This is a genomic window from Streptomyces sp. NPDC050263 (assembly GCF_040655955.1).
In the GTDB taxonomy this organism is placed as follows: Bacteria; Actinomycetota; Actinomycetes; order Streptomycetales; family Streptomycetaceae; genus Streptomyces.
The window spans coordinates 36,816-56,230 of record NZ_JBFAKW010000004.1 but is presented as its reverse complement, the minus strand read 5'-3'; the positions used below and the strand labels follow the sequence as shown (position 1 = coordinate 56,230).

General features: G+C 73.9%; 14 protein-coding genes. 9 read left to right on the top strand and 5 right to left on the bottom strand.

Annotation, left to right across the window (positions count from 1 at the left end; all coding sequences use genetic code 11):
- Positions 1-22 precede the first annotated feature (22 nt).
- Complete coding sequence (locus tag AB0J04_RS02725; RefSeq protein WP_363166558.1) at positions 23-511, bottom strand: DUF4439 domain-containing protein; 489 nt, start codon at positions 509-511, stop codon at positions 23-25.
- A complete protein-coding gene (locus tag AB0J04_RS02720) occupies positions 508-1,035 on the bottom strand; it encodes a hypothetical protein (protein ID WP_363166557.1) in 528 nt (175 codons plus the stop codon). Before AB0J04_RS02720 ends, AB0J04_RS02725 begins: the two co-directional genes overlap by 4 nt.
- A gap of 233 nt (positions 1,036-1,268) precedes the next feature.
- On the opposite strand from AB0J04_RS02720, the gene rimP reads away from it, so the two are divergent.
- The 9 genes from rimP (at position 1,269) to AB0J04_RS02675 (ending at position 13,324) form a co-directional block, all read left to right on the top strand.
- Positions 1,269-1,781 (top strand): ribosome maturation factor RimP, encoded by a 513-nt coding sequence (rimP, locus tag AB0J04_RS02715; RefSeq protein WP_363166556.1) that lies wholly within the window; start codon positions 1,269-1,271, stop codon positions 1,779-1,781.
- Positions 1,782-1,783: 2 nt separating this feature from the next.
- Positions 1,784-2,770, top strand: a complete 987-nt coding sequence (gene nusA, locus AB0J04_RS02710; RefSeq protein ID WP_363166555.1) for a transcription termination factor NusA — start codon at positions 1,784-1,786, stop codon at positions 2,768-2,770.
- Positions 2,771-2,873: 103 nt separating this feature from the next.
- The gene (locus AB0J04_RS02705; RefSeq protein ID WP_363166554.1) at positions 2,874-3,170 is read left to right on the top strand and encodes a YlxR family protein; all 297 of its coding nucleotides are present in this window, start codon (positions 2,874-2,876) and stop codon (positions 3,168-3,170) included.
- Between the two features lie 147 nt (positions 3,171-3,317).
- Positions 3,318-6,443: a translation initiation factor IF-2 gene (infB, locus tag AB0J04_RS02700; RefSeq protein ID WP_363166553.1), complete on the top strand. Its 3,126-nt coding sequence runs from the start codon at positions 3,318-3,320 to the stop codon at positions 6,441-6,443.
- Positions 6,444-6,633: 190 nt separating this feature from the next.
- Positions 6,634-6,927 carry a DUF503 domain-containing protein gene (locus AB0J04_RS02695; RefSeq protein ID WP_363166552.1) on the top strand — a complete coding sequence of 98 codons (294 nt, stop codon included), beginning with the start codon at positions 6,634-6,636 and terminating at the stop codon, positions 6,925-6,927.
- Positions 6,928-6,971: 44 nt separating this feature from the next.
- Entirely contained in the window at positions 6,972-7,421 is a 450-nt protein-coding gene (gene rbfA, locus AB0J04_RS02690; RefSeq protein ID WP_079659156.1) for a 30S ribosome-binding factor RbfA, read from the top strand.
- Positions 7,421-8,326, top strand: coding sequence for a tRNA pseudouridine(55) synthase TruB (truB, locus tag AB0J04_RS02685; protein ID WP_363166551.1), 906 nt, complete (start codon positions 7,421-7,423; stop codon positions 8,324-8,326). Before rbfA ends, truB begins: the two co-directional genes overlap by 1 nt.
- A 260-nt stretch (positions 8,327-8,586) precedes the next feature.
- The gene (locus AB0J04_RS02680; protein WP_363166550.1) at positions 8,587-12,240 is read left to right on the top strand and encodes a trypsin-like peptidase domain-containing protein; all 3,654 of its coding nucleotides are present in this window, start codon (positions 8,587-8,589) and stop codon (positions 12,238-12,240) included.
- Between the two features lie 133 nt (positions 12,241-12,373).
- Positions 12,374-13,324, top strand: coding sequence for a bifunctional riboflavin kinase/FAD synthetase (locus tag AB0J04_RS02675; protein ID WP_363166549.1), 951 nt, complete (start codon positions 12,374-12,376; stop codon positions 13,322-13,324).
- A gap of 76 nt (positions 13,325-13,400) precedes the next feature.
- Here AB0J04_RS02675 and AB0J04_RS02670 read toward each other — a convergent pair whose 3' ends face one another.
- The 3 genes from AB0J04_RS02670 to eccE form a co-directional block, all read right to left on the bottom strand.
- On the bottom strand, positions 13,401-16,970 hold the full coding sequence (locus AB0J04_RS02670; protein WP_363166548.1) for an SCO5717 family growth-regulating ATPase: 3,570 nt from the start codon (positions 16,968-16,970) through the stop codon (positions 13,401-13,403).
- A gap of 328 nt (positions 16,971-17,298) precedes the next feature.
- On the bottom strand, positions 17,299-18,075 hold the full coding sequence (locus AB0J04_RS02665; protein WP_363166547.1) for a hypothetical protein: 777 nt from the start codon (positions 18,073-18,075) through the stop codon (positions 17,299-17,301).
- On the bottom strand, positions 18,072-19,388 hold the full coding sequence (gene eccE / locus AB0J04_RS02660; protein ID WP_363166546.1) for a type VII secretion protein EccE: 1,317 nt from the start codon (positions 19,386-19,388) through the stop codon (positions 18,072-18,074). Before eccE ends, AB0J04_RS02665 begins: the two co-directional genes overlap by 4 nt.
- Between the last annotated feature and the right edge of the window lie 27 nt (positions 19,389-19,415).

Genomic DNA, 19,415 nt, shown 5'->3' with positions numbered 1-19,415 from the left:
GTCGTTCCCTTCCCTGTCCCGGCTACGCCGCCGGGGTCACCGAGGCCGTGGCCGGATCCGTACCCGTCGGCCCCGCCTGCCCCGTCCGCTCGGCGAGACCAGGGAAGGCTACGCTCCCGCCGCGCCAGCGCGCCGCGCGGACCGCCGCCTCCCGCAGCGCCGCCGCCGCGTCCGAACGCCGTGCGCCCCCGGCCGCCCGCACCAGGTCGGAGTAGACCCCGGCCACCCGGTCCTCCAGCTCGGCGGCGAGCCGGACCGCCGCGGCCGAGTCCGCCACCGCGAACGGCAGCGCGTACCCGGCGCTCGCCGCGACCGGCTCGGCGCCCAGGCCCCGCACCTCGCGCATCAGCGCGTCCCGGCGTGCCCGGTGCGCGTCGTAGGCCGCCCGCGCCTCGGCACGCCGTCCCTCGTCGACCCGTCCGCCGACGACCCCGTACCCGTACACGACGGCGTGCTCGGCGGCCAGCACCGCCTGGAGCGCCGTCAGCTCCTCGTTCGTCACGTCGGTCATCGGGTCCCCTCCGTCAGCAGATAGGCGTGGGCCGCGCCGGCCGCCGCCACCGAGGCCAGCAGCCGGGCCAGCTCGCCCGGCGCGTCCACCAGCTCCGCGGCCCGGCGGTCGGCGAGCGCCCGCTCGGCGCCGGCCAGCCCGACGAGCGCGTCCTTCTCGGTCGCGGGCGCGGCGGACGGCGCGGCCGAAGCGGCGGTCGTGGGGGAGGAGACCGTGGGGGAGGCGGAGGCCGTAGGGGACGGGGACGCCTTCTCGGTCCCGCCGAACGCCTCCACGTGCCGTACGACCTCCGCCCGCAGCGGTCCCAGCAGCCCCGCCAGCGCCGGACGGGCGGCGAGGACGGCGTCGTACCGCACCAGCAGCCCGTTGCTCTCCCGGGCCGCACGCGCGCGTGCCCGCTCGGACGCCGACGGGCTGTCGCCCACGCTCTCCTCGCCCTCCTCGGAGCCGGAGGAGCAGCCCACGAGCAGCGCGGCCCCCGCGGCGGACGCGAGCACGGATCTTCTGGGAAGGGGGAACGGCACGGCAGACGTCCTCGGGGAACTCGACGGAAGACACCAACGGTCGGGAAGGGCGGCGGGCCCGTGATCACCGTACCCGCGCGTCCCTCCCGCACCGGTCAGCGGCACCGCCGGTTCGCGGCCGCGCCCGCCCTCCGCGCCCCGGGATGGACGGCAACACACCTTGCGACCGGATACCCTTTGACCAGACACGCGCCCCATCCCACAACAGCACACGCGGCCGAGGAGTCACCCGGATGAGCACCACCCAGAGCGAGAGGCTGCGAGAGCTCCTGGAACCGCTCGTCGCCTCCCAGGGTCTGGATCTCGAAGAGATCACCGTGGACTCGGTCGGACGCAAGAGGGTGCTGAGCGTCGTCGTCGACTCCGACACCGGAGCCGACCTCGACGCAATCGCCGATGTGAGCCGCGCGCTCTCGGCGAAGCTCGACGAGACGGACGCGATGGGCGAGGGCGAGTACACCCTCGAGGTCGGCACCCCGGGCGCGGAGCGCGCCCTCACCGAGCACCGTCACTATGTGCGCGCCGTCGACCGGCTGGTGCGGTTCCAGCTCACCGAGGGCGGCGAGCTGGTCGCCCGGATCCTGACGGTGGACGACGAGGGACTCGACCTCGAGGTGCCGGGCGTGAAGGGCCGCAGGGCCACCGCCCGCAGACTCGCCTTCGGCGACATCGACAAGGCACGCGTGCAGGTCGAGTTCAACCGCAAGGACAAGAACGACGAGAACGAGATGGAAGAGGAGGCGTAGCCGTGGACATCGACATGAGTGCCCTGCGGGGCTTGGTACGGGAGAAGGAGATCTCCTTCGACCTGCTGGTCGAGGCGATCGAGTCGGCCCTCCTCATCGCCTACCACCGCACCGAGGGAAGCCGCCGGCACGCGCGCGTGGAGCTCAACCGGGAGACCGGACATGTGACCGTGTGGGCGAAGGAGGACCCCGAGGACCTCGAAGAGGGGCAGGAGCCCCGCACGTTCGACGACACCCCGTCCGACTTCGGCCGCATCGCCGCCACCACCGCCAAGCAGGTGATCCTCCAGCGCCTGCGCGACGCGGAGGACGACGCGACGCTCGGCGAGTACGCCGGACGTGAGGGCGACATCGTCACCGGCGTGGTCCAGCAGGGCCGCGACCCGAAGAACGTGCTCGTGGACATCGGCAAGCTGGAGGCCATCCTGCCGGTGCAGGAGCAGGTCCCCGGCGAGACGTACGCGCACGGCCTGCGCCTGCGGTCGTACGTCGTCCGGGTGGCGAAGGGCGTGCGCGGCCCGTCCGTGACGCTGTCCCGGACGCACCCCGCCCTGGTGAAGAAGCTCTTCGCCCTGGAGGTGCCGGAGATCGCCGACGGCTCGGTGGAGATCGCCGCGATCGCCCGCGAGGCCGGTCACCGCACGAAGATCGCCGTCAGGTCCACCCGTTCGGGTCTGAACGCCAAGGGCGCCTGCATCGGCCCCATGGGCGGCCGGGTGCGCAACGTGATGGGCGAACTCAACGGTGAGAAGATCGACATCGTCGACTGGTCGGACGACCCGGCCGAGATGGTGGCGAACGCGCTGTCCCCGGCCCGGGTCTCCAAGGTCGAGGTGGTGGACCTCGCGGCCCGCTCCGCGCGCGTGACGGTGCCCGACTACCAGCTGTCGCTGGCGATCGGCAAGGAAGGGCAGAACGCCCGTCTCGCCGCCCGGCTGACCGGCTGGCGGATCGACATCCGTCCGGACACCGAACAGCCCGGCGAATAGGTCCGGGGAATAGATCTCGGCCTGCACCGGCTGAGATCACGACAACAACCGTTCGATCCTTGCCCCACAGGGGTGAGGTCGGTGCGGGGAGGTAGACTTAGCCGTGTCTGGCCGGACGCACGCCGGAGCATGCCCTGAGCGCACCTGTGTGGGGTGCCGGGAGCGAGCGGCCAAGACGGAGCTGCTGCGCATCGTGGCGATCAAGGACGCATGCGTCCCCGATCCTCGCGGTACGCTGCCCGGCCGGGGTGCGTATGTGCACCCCGCCCCGGTCTGTTTCGACCAGGCGGTACGCCGCCGGGCGTTCACGAGGGCCTTGCGAGCCCCAGGAGCGCTCGACACAAATGCGTTGCGCCAGTACGTCGAGCAGACGACCGTTGCCGAACAGGCAACACCGTAAGAAGGCGTCGCGCGGAACCTCCGTGCGGCTCTGGTACCCCGCGAGTTGGAAGTAGGTCGAGATTGCGATGAGCACTCGATGAGCACGCGATGAGTACGCCCATGAAGTAGCGACGGTCCGGACACACCCGGACCTAAAAGGAGCGAAGTGGCTAAGGTCCGGGTATACGAACTCGCCAAGGAGTTCGGGGTTGAGAGCAAGGTCGTCATGGCCAAGCTCCAGGAACTCGGTGAATTCGTCCGTTCGGCGTCTTCGACCATCGAAGCGCCCGTTGTCCGCAAACTGACTGATGCCTTCCAGGGCGGCGGCAAGGCCGCCCCGCGCAAGGCTGCCCCCAGGCCCGGCGCGCCTTCCCCGGCGCAGGCGGCCCGTCCGGGCCCGGCTGCTCCGCGGCCGGCCGCCCCCAAGCCTCCCGTGGCGCAGACGCCCGCGGCTCCGGCGGCTCCCGCCGCCCCGGCCGCCTCGTCGGCCCCCGCGCCGGCGGCCCCCGGTCCGCGTCCGGGCCCCAAGCCCGCGCCGCGTCCGGCCCCGGCCGCCCCGGAGTTCACCGCTCCGCCGGCTGCTCCGGCCGCCCCCGCCGCTCCGGCCCAGTCGTCCGGCCCGCGGCCGGCCTCGCAGGGTCCGCGCCCCGGCGCGCCGCGCCCCGCAAGCCGTCCCGCGCCCGGTCAGGACCGTGGTGACCGCGGCGATCGTGGTGACCGCGGCCAGCGTCCGGCCGCCGCTCAGGGGCCGCGCCCCGGTGGCGCCGGTGCCCCGCGTCCGGGCGGTGCCCGTCCCTCGGGTCCGCGTCCGGGCAACAACCCCTTCACCTCCGGCGGCAACGCCGGCATGGCGCGCCCGCAGGCGCCCCGTCCGCAGGGCGCCCCGCGTCCCGCCGGTCCCGGTGGCGCTCCCGGCGCCGGTCCCCGTCCGCAGGGCCCCGGTGGCCAGGGCGGCGGTCCTCGTCCGCAGTCTCCGGGCGGCTCCCGTCCGTCTCCGGGCGGCATGCCCCGTCCGCAGGGCGCAGGCCCCGGTGGTCCGCGTCCCGGCGGCGGTCCGCGTCCCAACCCCGGCATGATGCCGCAGCGTCCCGCTGCCGGCCCGCGTCCCGGCGGTGGCCCCGGTGGCCGCGGTCCGGGTGGCGGCGGCGGTGCGGGTCGTCCCGGCGGCGGCGGCGGTCGTCCCGGTGGCGGCGGCTTCGCAGGTCGTCCGGCCGGTCCCGGTGGCGGCGCCCGTCCCGGTGGCGGCGGCGGCTTCGCCGGTCGTCCCGGCGGCGGTGGCCCCGGCGGCGGTGGCGGCGGCTTCGGCGGCGGCGGTGGCCGTCCCGGATTCGGCGGTCGTCCCGGCGGTCCCGGTGGCCGTGGTGGCACGCAGGGCGCCTTCGGTCGTCCCGGTGGCCCGGCGCGTCGCGGTCGCAAGTCGAAGCGTCAGAGGCGCCAGGAGTACGAGGCCATGCAGGCCCCGTCGGTCGGCGGCGTGATGCTGCCTCGCGGCAACGGACAGTCCGTCCGCCTGTCGCGCGGTGCGTCGCTCACCGACTTCGCGGAGAAGATCGGCGCCAACCCGGCGTCGCTCGTCGGCGTGATGATGAACCTCGGCGAGATGGTCACTGCCACGCAGTCCGTCTCCGACGAGACGCTGAAGCTCCTCGCGGACGAGATGAACTTCGTCCTCGAGATCGTCAGCCCCGAGGAGGAGGACCGCGAGCTGCTCGAGTCCTTCGACATCGAGTTCGGCGAGGACGAGGGCGACGAGGACGACCTGGTCGTCCGCCCGCCGGTCGTCACCGTCATGGGCCACGTCGACCACGGTAAGACCCGACTGCTCGACACCATCCGCAAGACGAACGTCATCGCGGGCGAGGCCGGCGGCATCACGCAGCACATCGGTGCGTACCAGGTCGCCACCGAGGTCAACGGTGAAGAGCGCAGGATCACCTTCATCGACACCCCGGGTCACGAGGCGTTCACCGCCATGCGTGCCCGTGGTGCCAAGTCGACCGACATCGCGATCCTCGTGGTGGCGGCCAACGACGGTGTGATGCCCCAGACGATCGAGGCGCTGAACCACGCCAAGGCGGCCGACGTGCCGATCGTGGTCGCGGTCAACAAGATCGACGTCGAGGGCGCGGACCCGACCAAGGTGCGCGGTCAGCTCACCGAGTTCGGTCTGGTGGCCGAGGAGTACGGCGGCGACACGATGTTCGTCGACATCTCCGCCAAGCAGGGCCTCAACATCGAGAGCCTGCTGGAGGCCGTGGTCCTGACCGCGGACGCCTCGCTCGACCTGCGGGCCAACCCGGAGCAGGACGCGCAGGGCATCGCGATCGAGTCCCACCTCGACCGTGGCCGAGGCGCCGTCGCGACCGTCCTGGTTCAGCGAGGCACCCTGCGGGTCGGCGACACCATGGTGGTCGGCGACGCGTACGGCCGTGTCCGCGCGATGCTCGACGACAAGGGCGAGAACGTGGAAGAGGCGGGTCCCTCGACTCCGGTCCTCGTCCTCGGTCTCACCAACGTCCCGGGCGCCGGCGACAACTTCCTCGTCGTCGAGGAGGACCGCACGGCCCGTCAGATCGCCGAGAAGCGCGCGGCGCGTGAGCGCAACGCCAACTTCGCCAGGCGTGGAGTCCGGTTCTCCCTGGAGAACCTGGACGAGGCGCTCAAGGCCGGTCTGGTGCAGGAACTCAACCTCATCATCAAGGGCGACGCGTCCGGTTCGGTGGAGGCTCTCGAGTCCTCGCTGCTCCAGCTCGACGTCGGCGAAGAGGTCGACATCCGCGTCCTGCACCGCGGTGTGGGTGCGGTCACCGAGTCGGACATCGACCTGGCGACCGGCTCCGACGCCATCGTCATCGGCTTCAACGTCCGTGCGGCCGGTCGTGCCGCGCAGATGGCGGAGCGCGAGGGCGTCGACGTCCGGTACTACTCGGTGATCTACCAGGCCATCGAGGAGATCGAGGCGGCCCTGAAGGGCATGCTGAAGCCGGAGTACGAGGAGGTCGAGCTCGGCACGGCGGAGATCCGCGAGGTCTTCAAGTCGTCCAAGCTGGGCAACATCGCCGGTGTCCTGGTCCGCTCGGGCGAGGTCAAGCGCAACACCAAGGCGCGCCTCATCCGCGACGGCAAGGTCATCGCGGAGAGCCTCACCATCTCCGGGCTGCGTCGCTTCAAGGACGACGTCACCGAGATCCGCGAAGGGTTCGAGGGCGGTATCAACCTCGGCAACTTCAACGACATCAAGATCGACGACGTCATCGCGACGTACGAGATGCGCGAGAAGCCGCGGGTGTAAGCACCCATGGTTCGCACCGGCCGGCGGGGATCGCTTCCCGTCGGCCGGTGCGGCGTCCGGCGGCGCACAGGACGCATGCACGAGGTAAAACTCCGTCGAGCGCCCGCCGGGATCGTTGTACCGTTCTTGATGTCCCTGTCCCATGGCGGCAGGGCCGTCGAGCCCGTACCGGCGGGTGAACCGGTTACACATGTACGTGGGGACTCTGTCCTTCGATCTTCTCCTCGGCGACATACGGTCGCTGAAGGAGAAGCGCTCCGTCGTCCGTCCCATCGTCGCCGAGCTCCAGCGCAAGTACGCGGTGAGCGCGGCCGAAGTGGACAACCAGGACCTCCACCGCAGGGCCAAGATCGGCCTTGCCGTGATCTCCGGTGACGCGGAGCATCTGACCGATGTACTGGACCGGTGTGAACGACTGGTCGCAGGCCGCCCCGAAGTGGAGCTGCTGTCGGTCAGACGCCGTATCCACGGCGAAGACGATTGACCGACCAGAGAACGCAAGAAGAGACAAGAACGGGAGACGGACCAGTGGCCGACAACGCGCGCGCCAAGAGGCTGGCGGACCTCATCCAGCAGGTGGTGGCCCAGAAGCTGCAGCGCGGGATCAAGGACCCGCGGCTCGGCTCCCACGTCACCATCACGGACACCCGGGTCACGGGTGACCTCAGGGAGGCGACCGTCTTCTACACCGTGTACGGGGACGACGAGGAGCGGGCGGCCGCCGCCGCCGGCCTGGAGAGCGCCAAGGGCATCCTGCGCTCCGAGGTGGGCCGCGCGGCCGGTGTGAAGTTCACGCCGACGCTGGCCTTCGTCGCCGACGCCCTGCCGGACAACGCCCGCACCATCGACGACCTCCTCGACAAGGCGCGCGCCGCCGACGAGAAGGTCCGCGAGGCGTCCGCGGGCGCCGGCTACGCGGGCGGGGCCGACCCGTACAAGAAGCCCGGTGACGAGGACGAGACGGACGACTCCGCCTGATGAACCACAAGCAGACCCCGCCCGACGGCCTTGTCATCGTCGACAAGCCGTCGGGCTTCACTTCGCACGACGTCGTGGCCAAGATGCGGGGGATCGCCAAGACCCGCCGCGTCGGCCATGCCGGCACGCTCGACCCGATGGCCACGGGAGTCCTCGTCCTCGGCATCGAGAAGGCCACGAAGCTCCTCGGGCACCTCGCGCTCACCGAGAAGGAGTACCTGGGCACGATCCGGCTCGGCCAGACGACCCTGACCGACGACGCGGAGGGCGAGATCACGGGGTCCACGGACGCCTCGAAGGTCACCCGGGACGCGATCGACGCCGGCATCGCCAAGCTCAGCGGCGCCATCATGCAGGTGCCGTCCAAGGTCAGCGCCATCAAGATCGACGGCGTCCGCTCCTACAAGCGCGCCCGGGACGGCGAGGACTTCGAGATCCCGGCCCGCCCGGTCACCGTCTCCTCCTTCTCGGTGTACGACGTCCGCGACGCCGTCGCCGAGGACGGCACCCCGGTCCTGGACCTGGTCGTGTCCGTCGTCTGCTCCTCCGGCACCTACATCCGTGCCCTCGCCCGCGACCTGGGCGGCGACCTCGGCGTCGGCGGTCACCTCACCGCTCTGCGCCGCACCCGCGTCGGCCCCTACAAGCTGGATTCGGCGAAGACGCTCGACCAGCTCCAGCAGGAGCTGACCGTGATGCCGATCGCCGAAGCGGCCACCGCCGCGTTCCCCCGCTGGAACGTGGACGCCAAGCGCGCCCGGCTGCTCCTCAACGGCGTACGCCTGGAGATGCCGGACGAATACGCGGGCGCGGGCGCCGTGGCCGTCTTCGACCCCGAGGACCGCTTCCTGGCGCTGGTGGAGGAACAGAAGAGCAAGGCGAAGAGCCTGGCCGTGTTCGGCTGAGAGCTTCCCGCCTCTGTCGGTCTTCGTGCCCGTGGAGCGGCGAACACGGGGTTGTGCTGCGCCGCCGCTCCACGGTCCCCCCTCGGTTCCCCCACCCCTAGGGTGTATCCAACGTCCCCCGTTCATTCACCCGTCCGGGCAGGCGCTCGGAGTGAACCGAGGGAGTGCAGGGGGGCGCGTTCGTTCCGTGATCTGTCCCGCTGATCATCCCGCCCCTACCGTCGGACAGAGGGCACGCGGGCGCGGTGGGAGGTACGGCGATGGCGGGACGGGGCCCGCGGACACCGCGGCACGACTCCCCTCGGGGCGGCACACCCCGGGACACGTCTCGGGACGCCCCCCAGGACGCCGCTCTGGTCCGCATCCGCGACCTCGCGGGCCGGCCGCGCGGCACCGGCTTCGTCGCCGACCACCTCGGCACGGTGATCACCAGCCATGAGGCCGTCGACGGCCTGCCCCGGCTCGTGCTGTACGCCGCCGACGACCGCAGCTGTGTCGTGACGGCCGACGCGGTCACCCCTCTCCCGGAGCTCGACCTGGCGCTCGTGCGCACCGAGGGCCTCGGCGCGGACCCGCTGCCGGTGACCGTGCGGGAGGGCGTCGAGACCGGCAGATACGTCCGGCTGACCGCCGGCTGCTGGCGCGAGGCACGGGCGCTGACCGAGACGTCGGTGACGTACACGGCCACCGACCGCCGCCACGTCCTCGACGGCGCCCTGGAACTGGCCATCGGCACGGCGGGCCGGGACGCGCTGCGGCTCGGCGGGGGAGCGGCCGGGGGACCGGTCCTCGACGCCGAGACCGGCGCGGTCGTCGCCGTCGTCGGCACGGCACTGCGCTCCGGCCACCGCGACACCGGCTTCGCGGTGCTGCTCCGCCCGCACGAACCGGCGCCCGACGACGCTCTGGCGCCCGACGACGCTCTGGCGCCCGACGACGCTCCGGGGTCCGAGGACGACAACCCCGCGGCCGGTGCCGGCGTGACGGAGACGGTGCCCGCGGGGGCGGGTGACACCTTCACCCCACCGGCGTGCGCTCCGGCCGGCAGCGGGCCGCTCGTCGAGTTGCTTGCTCGCAACGCGGCCACCGTGCCCGCGTACGGCGCCGATCTCAACCTGGCGGGCATCCTGGAGCTCACGGCCACCTCCGTCGGCTCGGACGGCCCGCCCGGCGCGCTGTCCGGCCACACCGGGGCCGGTTCCCGCACCACCGAGCCGCCGCCGGTCCAACGCGCAGCCCCCGCACGGGAGTTCGCCGGATTCGCGGTGAGCCCGGCGGCCGTCCTCGGCCTCGTCGGCACCCCGGGCAGCGGCCGGACGACGGAACTCGCGGCCCTCGCCGCCCGGCGCAACCGGGGCGCACCGCCGGCCCCCACCCTGTGGCTGCGCGGCGCCGACCTGAGGGACGAGGACGACTCCCTCGCCGACGCCGCCCGCCGGACCCTCGCCCGCGCGGCCCGCATCGTGGCGGCCTCCGCCGGCTCGTGGGGGTGCGCCGATCTAGGCGATGTCACCCCCGAGCGGATCGCCCGGCTCGCACGGGCCGTCGGAAGCCCGCTGCTGCTGCTCCTGGACGGTCCCGAGGAGATGCCCCCGGTCCTCGCGCACCGGCTCGCCGACTGGACCGAGGGCACGGCGGAGTGGCTGCGGGAGACCGGGGCGCGGCTGGTCGTGGCCTGCCGGGGCGAGTACTGGGAGCGGGCGGGAGCGGAGTTCCCGCCCGAGATGCTGTACGGCGGCGTCGCGCCCGGAGATCCGCTCCCGCCCTGCGTCCGTCTCGGCGACCTCACCCCCGACGAGGCGTGCGAGGCCCGCGCCCGCTACTCCGTGCCCGAGACCGTGCTCGCCGCCCCCGACGACCGGCACCCGCTCACCCTCCGTCTCCTCTCCGAGGTCCGTGCCGCCCTCCCCGGCCCGCCCGCCTCGACGCCCGTCGACCGGGACGACGTCCTCGCCGCCCACCTCGACCTGATGTGCCTGCGCGTCGCGGTCCGCCTCGCCGCCGAGAACGGGCTGCGCGGCACCGCCGTACGACGCCTCGCGGCGAAGGTCTCCGGCCAGGTGCACGAAGCCGCCCGGCGCAGTCTCGGACCGGGGCAGGGCGAGCTGGACCGGGCCTCGTTCGAGGCGGTGTTCCCCTGGGGGCTCGCACCCGCCCGGCTCGGCGGCGGCACCGGCTGGGCGTCCGCCGTCCTCGCCGAGGGCCTCCTCGTGCCGGCGGGCCGCGGGTACCGCTTCGCCCACGAGGAACTCGCCGACTGGATCCAGGGCGTCCACCTCGACCTGGGCGAGGCGCTGCGCGCCCTGGTCCACCGCCGTCGCGCACCGGAGGGCGGCCGTCCGCTGCCCGTCCCGCACCACCGCATCGGCCCCGTCGTCCAAGCCCTGCTGCTCCTCGCCCGCCAGCAGGGCCCGCACCAACTCGCCGCTCAACTAAGGGAGTTGACCCACGCCCTGGAGGCCGAGCCGAGCTCGTGGTGGGCCGCCCGGCTGCTCACCGAAACTCTGCGGCGGGTCCCCGACGCGACGCCGTACACCGGTGTCCTGCGGCTGCTCGCGGACCTGATCGGCGCCGGGGCGGAGGGGCACGGCCGGTTCGCGGACTTCGGCCCCGCCTTCTGGACCGAGCTGGCCCTGCCGCCCGATGCCCGCCTCGACCTCCTGCGCCGCCTGGTCCTCGCCGACGGCGCTCCGCAGGACGCGGACGCGCCCCGCTACCTCGACGCCGTCGCCCGGCTCCTCGCCGCCGACCCCACCGCCGTCCAGCCGTATCTCACCCACTGGTTCGACGACGAGCGGCCGCTGCCCGCGACCCCGAACGCCACCGTGGCCACCGCCGCGCAGGCGCTGCTGCACACCCACCGGCACCGGGCGCCGGACGACCTCACGGAACTCCTCGTCGACTGCGCGCACCCCCGCGCCGACGAACTGCTCGCCGTCCTGGCGGAGGAGGAGCCGTCCGCGCTCTGCCGGGCCGTCGACCGGTGGTCGCACGACGAACGCCCGGCCCGGCGGTCCGCCGCCGTGACGTACGGGTTGCGCGTCGCCCCGCACATCCGCAGCGACGCCGACCGCAGGCTGCTGCGCTACGCGGCCCTCGCCCTGCTCGCCCGACCCGCCGACGGCCCTCTGCACGGCGGCGCGCTCGCCCTTCTCGTCCGCGACCCCGAGACCCGCTCCCCGTACCTCCCGCAGGCGCTGGAGCGGTTCGCGGCCGGTGACCCGCAGCTGCCGCCGAGCGCGCTGCTCGCCGCCCTGAGCACCCACCCCGAGCCGGTCCTGGACGCCTTCCGACGCCGTCTGCACGGCCCCGACCGCGCCGACGAGGGCAGTGTCCTGCGCGCCCTCGCCGACGTCACCACGCCCGCACTGGCCCATCGGGTCGCCACGATCGTGCGGGAGGCGCTGGAGCGGCGGCCGGAGACCGCCGGGCACGTGGCCGGGTACGTCGACCGGCGCCTGGACCACGGCCCCGCCGCCCGCGCCGTCCTCCACCCGCTGGTCACCGGCCTGTTGGACGGCGACCGCCCCGAGCAGGTGCGGGCCGCCCTGGCCGGAGTGCTGGCCGCGCCCGGCGCCCCGGAGTCGCGTCCCCTGCGCCGCGAGCTCCTGGAGCACCTCCTCACGCACGAACGGGACCCCGCCGTCCTGGACGCCGTCCTGCACACCGCCGTCTGGCGCACCGGCGAGGAACTGCGCGAGCTCGTCCACCGCACCGGCCTGCTCCTCGTGCGCACCCCGGACGGCGCGACCCGCTTCGACCACGGCCTGGTCGAGCTCGGACGGCAGGTGCCGGGCTTCGCCGCACAGGTGGTGGACTGGCTCACGGAGGCGCCGGGGGAGTGGGCGGTCGTGGTCGGCCCCAGCGCCCGCCGGACGATCGAGAACCTGGCCGGCGTACGGGTGCCCGCGTGACCGTCCGGCCCCGAGTCCGTGCGTCGGGTCACAGGCCCCATGCCGATGCGGGCCGCAGGCACCTGGCATGGCACCCTTAGACCTGCGTAAGAGGCAATGGTAAATACGGACACGGGTTCGAGGAGCGGTCACAGTGCAGCGCTGGCGTGGCTTGGAGGACATCCCCGAGGACTGGGGACGCAGCGTCGTCACCATCGGTTCCTACGACGGGGTGCACCGCGGACACCAGCTGATCATCCGACACGCCGTGGACCGCGCCCGTGAACTGGACGTCCCCGTCGTCGTCGTCACCTTCGACCCGCACCCCAGCGAGGTCGTCCGCCCCGGCAGTCACCCGCCGCTGCTCGCCCCGCACCACCGCCGCGCCGAGCTGATGGCGGAACTCGGCGTGGACGCGCTGCTGATCCTCCCCTTCACCACCGAGTTCTCGAAGCTGTCCCCGGCGGACTTCGTGGTCAAGGTCCTGGTCGACAAGCTGCACGCCAAGGCCGTCGTCGAGGGCCCGAACTTCCGCTTCGGCCACAAGGCCGCGGGCAACGTCGAGTTCCTCCACGAGCAGGGCAAGGTCTACGACTTCGACGTCGAGGTCGTCGACCTGGTGCTGTGCGGCGAGGCGGGGGGCGGGCAGCCGTTCTCCTCGACCCTGACCCGGCGGCTGGTCGCCGAGGGCGATGTCGAGGGCGCGGCGGAGATCCTGGGCCGCCCGCACCGGGTGGAGGGCGTCGTGGTCCGCGGGGCCCAGCGCGGGCGGGAGCTCGGCTTCCCGACCGCCAACGTCGAGACGCTGCCGCACACCGCGATCCCGGCCGACGGCGTCTACGCGGGCTGGCTGCACGCGGACGGCGAGGTGATGCCGGCCGCGATCTCCGTCGGCACGAACCCGCAGTTCGACGGCACCGAGCGCACGGTGGAGGCCTACGCCATCGACCGCGTCGGCCTCGACCTCTACGGCCTGCACGTCGCCGTCGACTTCCTCGCCTTCGTCCGCGGCCAGGCGAAGTTCGACTCGCTGGAGGGCCTGTTGGAGCAGATGGCGCAGGACGTGAAGCGCTGCCGGGAACTGGTCGCGGCGGCTGATCAGTAGCCGACCTCGACCCGAACGGAAAGCCCGAAGGGCGGCCGGTGTCCGGTGACACCGGCCGCCCTTCGGCATGTACGGGTTACTGCTGGGGCGGCTGGGGCTGATGCGGGTAGCCGTAGCCGGGCGGCGGATACCCGGGGTGCGGCTGCTGCGGCTGCTGCGGGTAGGGCTGCCCCTGGGGCTGCTGCCCCTGCGGGGGGTACGGCTGGCCGGGCTGCTGCGGATAAGGCTGTCCGGGCGTGGACTGTCCGGGCATCGGCTGGCCTGGCATCTGCTGGCCAGGCATCGGCGGCGCGGCCATCGGCGGCGGGTTGCCGTCGCTGGTCCACAGCCCCTGACGCTGCTGGTGGCGGATGAAGTCCTCCGCGACCATCGCCGTGAGGTTGAAGTACGCCTCCCGCACCTTCGGCCGCATCATGTCGAGGTCGACCTCCGCGCCGGCGGCCAGATGCTCGTCGAACGGCACGACGACGACACCGCGGCAGCGGGTCTCGAAGTGCGACACGATGTCGTCGACCTTGATCATCTTGCCGGTCTCGCGCACCCCGGAGATGACGGTGATGGACCGTGACACGAGATCCGCGTACCCGTGCGCGGACAACCAGTCCAGCGTGGTGCTGGCGCTGCTCGCACCGTCCACGGACGGCGTGGAGATGATGATGAGCTGGTCGGCGAGGTCGAGCACCCCGCGCATGGCGCTGTAGAGCAGACCGGTGCCGGAGTCCGTGAGGATGATCGGGTACTGGTTGCCGAGCACGTCGATCGCGCGCCGGTAGTCCTCGTCGTTGAAGGTCGTGGACACGGCCGGGTCGACGTCGTTGGCGATGATCTCCAGGCCGGACGGCGCCTGGGAGGTGAACCGCCGGATGTCCATGTACGAGTTGAGGTACGGGATCGCCTGGACGAGGTCACGGATCGTCGCCCCGGTCTCGCGACGCACGCGGCGGCCGAGGGTGCCGGCGTCCGGGTTGGCGTCGATCGCGAGGATCTTGTCCTGGCGTTCGGTGGCGAGGGTGGAGCCGAGCGCGGTGGTCGTGGTCGTCTTGCCCACGCCGCCCTTGAGGCTGATGACCGCGATCCGGTAGCAGGACAGCACCGGCGTCCGGATCAGCTCCAACTTCCGCTGCCGCTCGGCCTCTTCCTTCTTCCCGCCGAGCTTGAAGCGGGAGGGCGCGGCGCTCGGCCGGCCGCTCTTCGCCTTCTGCTTCTTGTTGTTGAGCAACCGGTCGGAGGACAGCTCCACGGCGGCCGTGTAACCCAGCGGCGCGGCGCCCGGGTTCACCGGCTGCCGCTGATCATGCTGGATCGGCTGCGGCCAGGCGGCCCCGGCCCGAGGATCGACGGGCTGCTGAGGAATCTGCGACGCGTCGGGGCCGTGGACGTGCGGTGCGGGGTGAGCCTGAGGCGGCTGCCCCGGGAACCCCTGCGGCGCGGCGGCCGGGGGCTGCCCGTCCGCCTGCGGCGGAAACCCGGGGTGCGCTTGCGGAGCCGGAGCCGGAGCCTGCGGCTGCTGAGGCATCGGCGGCTGCGGGAAGCCGTAACCGTCGGGCTGGGGGGCCGGGGGTGCCGGTTGGGGTTGGGCATTGGGGGTGGGGGGTGCTGTGGGGCCGGTGTTCTGCTGGGGGAAGCCGTAGCCGCCGGGGGTGGCTGGCGGGGTGGGCATGGGGGTGCCACCGGGTTGCGGGAAGCCGTAACCGTCGGGCTGGGGGGCCGGGGGTGTCGGTTGGGGTTGGACGTCGGGGGTGGGGGGTGCTGTGGGGCCGGTGTTCTGCTGGGGGAAGCCGTAGCCGCCGGGGGTGGCTGGCGGGGTGGGCATGGGGGTGCCGCTGGGCTGGGGGAAGCCGTAGCCGCCGGGCTGGGGTTGGGGTTGGGCGTCCGGGGTGGGGGGTGCTGCCGGGCCCGCGTTCTGCTGGGGGAAGCCGTAGCCCGGCTGCGGGGCGGGCGGCTGCTGCGCCACCGGTGCGGGCGCGGGTGCGGGTGCGGACGCGGGCGGCTGGGGGAAGCCGTAGCCGGGCTGCGGGGTGGGCTCGGGGGCGGGCGGGTTCCAGCCGACCGGCGCGGGCGGGGCTGCCTGGGGCTGCACGGGCGGCTGCACCGGCGGCTGTTGGGCCGGCGCGGGCACCGCATCGGACGGCTGCGGCTGGGCCGGCCACTGCGCCGCCGGTGCGGGTGCCGCGGGCTGGTACGACGGCGGCAGCGGAGGCAGCTCGCTCTGCGGGGCCGGCGGGGGAGTCCAGGCGGGCGGCGCGGCGGGGACGGCGTCCTGAGGCACGCTGTCCTGCGGCTCGGCGGCAGCCGGGGGGACGGCGTCGGAGGGCTCGTTGAGCAGGAAGTCACTCGGGGAGACCGCATCCTGGACGACGGCGGCACCTTCATGCGCCGCGTCCTGAACGTCGACAACTTCCTCGGCGCCGGTGTCGCTTTCAGCGACCGCACCGTCGGCATCGGCATCGGTGCCGACCGCCTCCGCGTCCTCGGTGGGAGGAGAGGCGGTGGCCTCCGCGGGCTCCGGGGAGTCCACGGCCTCCGCGGTCGCCTCGACAGCCTCGTAGTCCGGCTCCGCGGGCTTCTCGGGCTCGGCCTGCGCCGCGGTGGCCGCGTGCGCCGCGATCTCCTGCTTGAGCGCGGCCGCGGAAAAGCGCATCGTGGCGGGGCTCTCCAGGTCTCCGTTGTCGGAGCCGCCGTCCTCGGCGTCCGCGGCGGGCCCCCACTGCGCCTCGGACTGCTGCGGTTGAGGCTGCGGCTCGAACCCGCTGCCCACCGGAAGGCCGGGCACGGCGACCGACCCCGGAACGGCAGGCCCGCCAGTACCCACCGGACCAGGCGGAGCGACCGGCGCCGCCGGCGCCACCGGGCCGACAGGACTGACCGGCACATCGTGAGCCACCGGGGCAACGGGAGTGCCGGGCACGCCGGGACCGGCCGGGGCAGGGGGAGTGCCGGGCGCGACGGGAGCCGCCGGAGCGAGGGGCATCCCATGAGCCACCGGGGCAGCCGGAGAGACCGGTGCACCCGGAGCAGCCGCGGAAGCCGAGGCGGCGGGAGTCACCGGTACTCCGGGAGCAGCCGGGGTGGTTGAGGCATCGGGAGCGACCGGTACTCCGGGAGCAGCCGCGGGAGCCGGGGCAGGGGGAGTCACCGGTACTCCGGGAGCAGCCGGGGTGGTTGAGGCATCGGGAGCGACCGGTACTCCGGGAGCAGCCGCGGGAGCCGGGGCAGCGGGATTGACCGGCGCGCCAGGAGCAGCCGCGGGAGCCGGGGCAGGGGGAGCGACCGGTACGCCAGGAGCGCCTTGAGCAGCCGGACCGGCCGGGCCGGTCGGCGTGACCAGGCCGCCAGGTGTCGGTGTCGGTGCCGGTGTCGGTGTCGGTGCCGTGGGCTGGGCGGCGGCCGGTGCGGCCGGGCCGGTCGGAGCCGGTGGTGCGGCCGGAGGGGCCGGAGGGAACGGTGCGCCAGGGGTGACCGCCCCCGTGCCCGCCGCCACGCCCGCCCCCGGCGTCGCACCGCCGCCCGCGTTCTGCGTGTACCAAGCCGGCGGCGCGTAGTCGACGGTGAACTCACCTGTCGCCTCGACGACGGCCTCCGCGTCGGGCTGGTCATCGCCGGGTGTGGCCCAGCCCCCGCGGATCCCGTCCCGATCGCTGCTCACAATTCCTCCTGGTGTGGTCGAGCACCCTCATGCCGTGCCGAAGCGACCGTTACTTGTCGTCCGAAGTGGGTTCGAGGCCGCCCGACGCAGTCGGATGCACAGGCCCTCCCCCGGAGACGCCGACGCCCAACCCACGGTTTCCGCATCGCGCCCCGTACCAGCCTAATCACCAGACGGCCCGCATCGGCAGGCCCGCCCACCCCTGGGCACCAGTCCACCACGTCAGGAGCTCAGCGAAACAACTGCGTGGGCGCGCCGGACCGGTCGGCAAAACGGGCATAGCCCCCGAAGTGCCGTGCGGGTGAAGGGAGAAGCCGCCTCGGCCGCCTCAGTCCATCCGCCGCGGCGTGCCGAGCAAACCGATCTCCGCGTCGGTGGGCTGTGTCATCACGTACTGCCGGTCCCGGTCGCCGCACCACAGGGTGAAGCCCTCGGCGAGCGTGGGCAGCGCCTCGACGTCCCCGCGGGGCAAAGCCAGCGCGCGGCCCAGCTCCGCGGCCTCGTCCGGCGAGATCTGCTGCACGCCGACGAGCCGGGCCTGCCGGATCAGCCGCGGGGCGACGGGACTGAGGTACGGCAGCAACGTCAGCACGGACTGCCAGGGCCCGGAGGCGACGCGTCCGCGCGGCGGGCGCATACCGCAGTCCCGCACCACCAACACGGGTGTGCCCGCCGAGGCGCCCTGCGGGGGCACCCGGCCGACCTCGTACACCGCCAGCCCGTTCTGTCCGCCGCCCATCGCGTGCACCATCTGTACCCAGGCCTGCGGCCGCCCCGTCTCCACGGCGACCCTGGCGCCGGTGGCCGCCGCCCTCAGCGCGAGGACCTGCGCCGTCCACAGGCCGCCGATGAGGACGACGTCGTACGGCGTCGGCCGGTTGATCCCCAGCACGGCGGGACGCCCGTCGGCGCCGACCCCGATGACGACGCCGTCGTCCCCGATGGGCAGCGCGAGCGTCTCCAGTTGCTCCACGGTCACCGAGTGCCGTCCGTGCCGCGGACCGATCAGGCCGAAGCCGCTGCGCGGCGACCGGCGTCCGGGCCGGCCGGCGGACGGCTCCGGTTCGCCGGGCGCGCCGCCCGCCCGTGTCGTCGTCGCGGTCATCGAGTACCTCCGAGGGGCAGCGTCGCGAGCATGCCGGGCACCTGCTCCCGGTCGAGCCGGGCGAGCCCGGCGCCGGTGTGCCGGGCCGCGCCCTGCACCGCGCGCCGGGCCGCCACCAGTTCGTCGTCGCTGCGGCCGGTGACCCGGACGTGTCCGGTCAGGGACACCTCCTGCCGGTCACCGCGCGCGAGGGTGACGCTGAACGTCGTGGCGAGCGCGGGAACGGCCGTGACCAGGGCCACGAACTGGGGCAGCGAGGGGCCGTCGCCGCCCAGCGCGGGCCACCGGCGCAACCAGTACGTGGTGTGGCGACGGTTGTCGCAGCGCCAACTGCGGCCCGTCTCCTCGGTCCGCCGCTCCAGTGCCCCGGTCCGCCCCGCCTCCGCCGTCACCAGCGGGTTGGCGCAGGCGGACGTGGCGACGGCAGCCGTCAGCTCCTCCTCGTCGAGGACGGTCGCCCGGAACCCGGCGCCGGTGAGCCGGCTCACCAGATGGTCCGCCGCCCGCACGGCGCACTTCTGCGCGCCGACGAGCCCGCCCCCGCGGACGGCCACGGCCTCCGGGCACAGCTCCGGATCCAGCTTGAGCGCGATCCAGGTGATGCGGACCGCCGGCGCTCCCGTCTGCTCCTGAAGGGGCGCGTAGTTGGCCACGGCCACGGACTGCCGGGGCAGATGCAGGGCGGGCGCGGGCTGGGTGTGCAGCACGATCTGCGCGGACTCCAGCCGGATGCCGTCCACCTCGAGGGCGTCCCGCACCAGGGCGAGCGGCAGCGGCTGCCGGCCGCGCTCGGCCCGCAGCGCGGTCGCGTCGGCCTCCACCTGGAGGACGGCGGTGACGAACGTGCCGTCCCCGACGAGCCCGACCGGCCGCCGGTCACGGCCGCCGTACGTGTACGTGCGCAGCCCGGGATCGCACTCCACGGCCGGCCCGAACCCCGGTTCCGTCCCCGGCGGTATCTCCAGCCGGGCGGCCGTGCGCCGACGGGCCTTCAACTCCCGTGCCGTGGACAGCCACTCCGGCAGCGAGCGGCCGCGCCGCCGGGCGAAGGCGAGGACCACCAGCACGGCGGCGATCACCCCGGCCGCCACCAGCACCACGGGCCCGCTCACCCAGCCGACGAGCAGGACGGCGGCCGCGATCTCCAGCAGGACGAGGCGTTGCAACCGGAATGCCCCGCCGTGTCCCGCGCGCGCCCGGTGCGACAGCGTGCCCGCCGCCGCCGACGACCGTTCGGACCGCCCGGTCCGCTCCGGCGGCTGCGAACCGGCCGCCGCGGAGCCCCGGTTCCGCGATCGACCGACGGAGCGCACGCCCGTTCCCGAAGCCCTCACTCCATC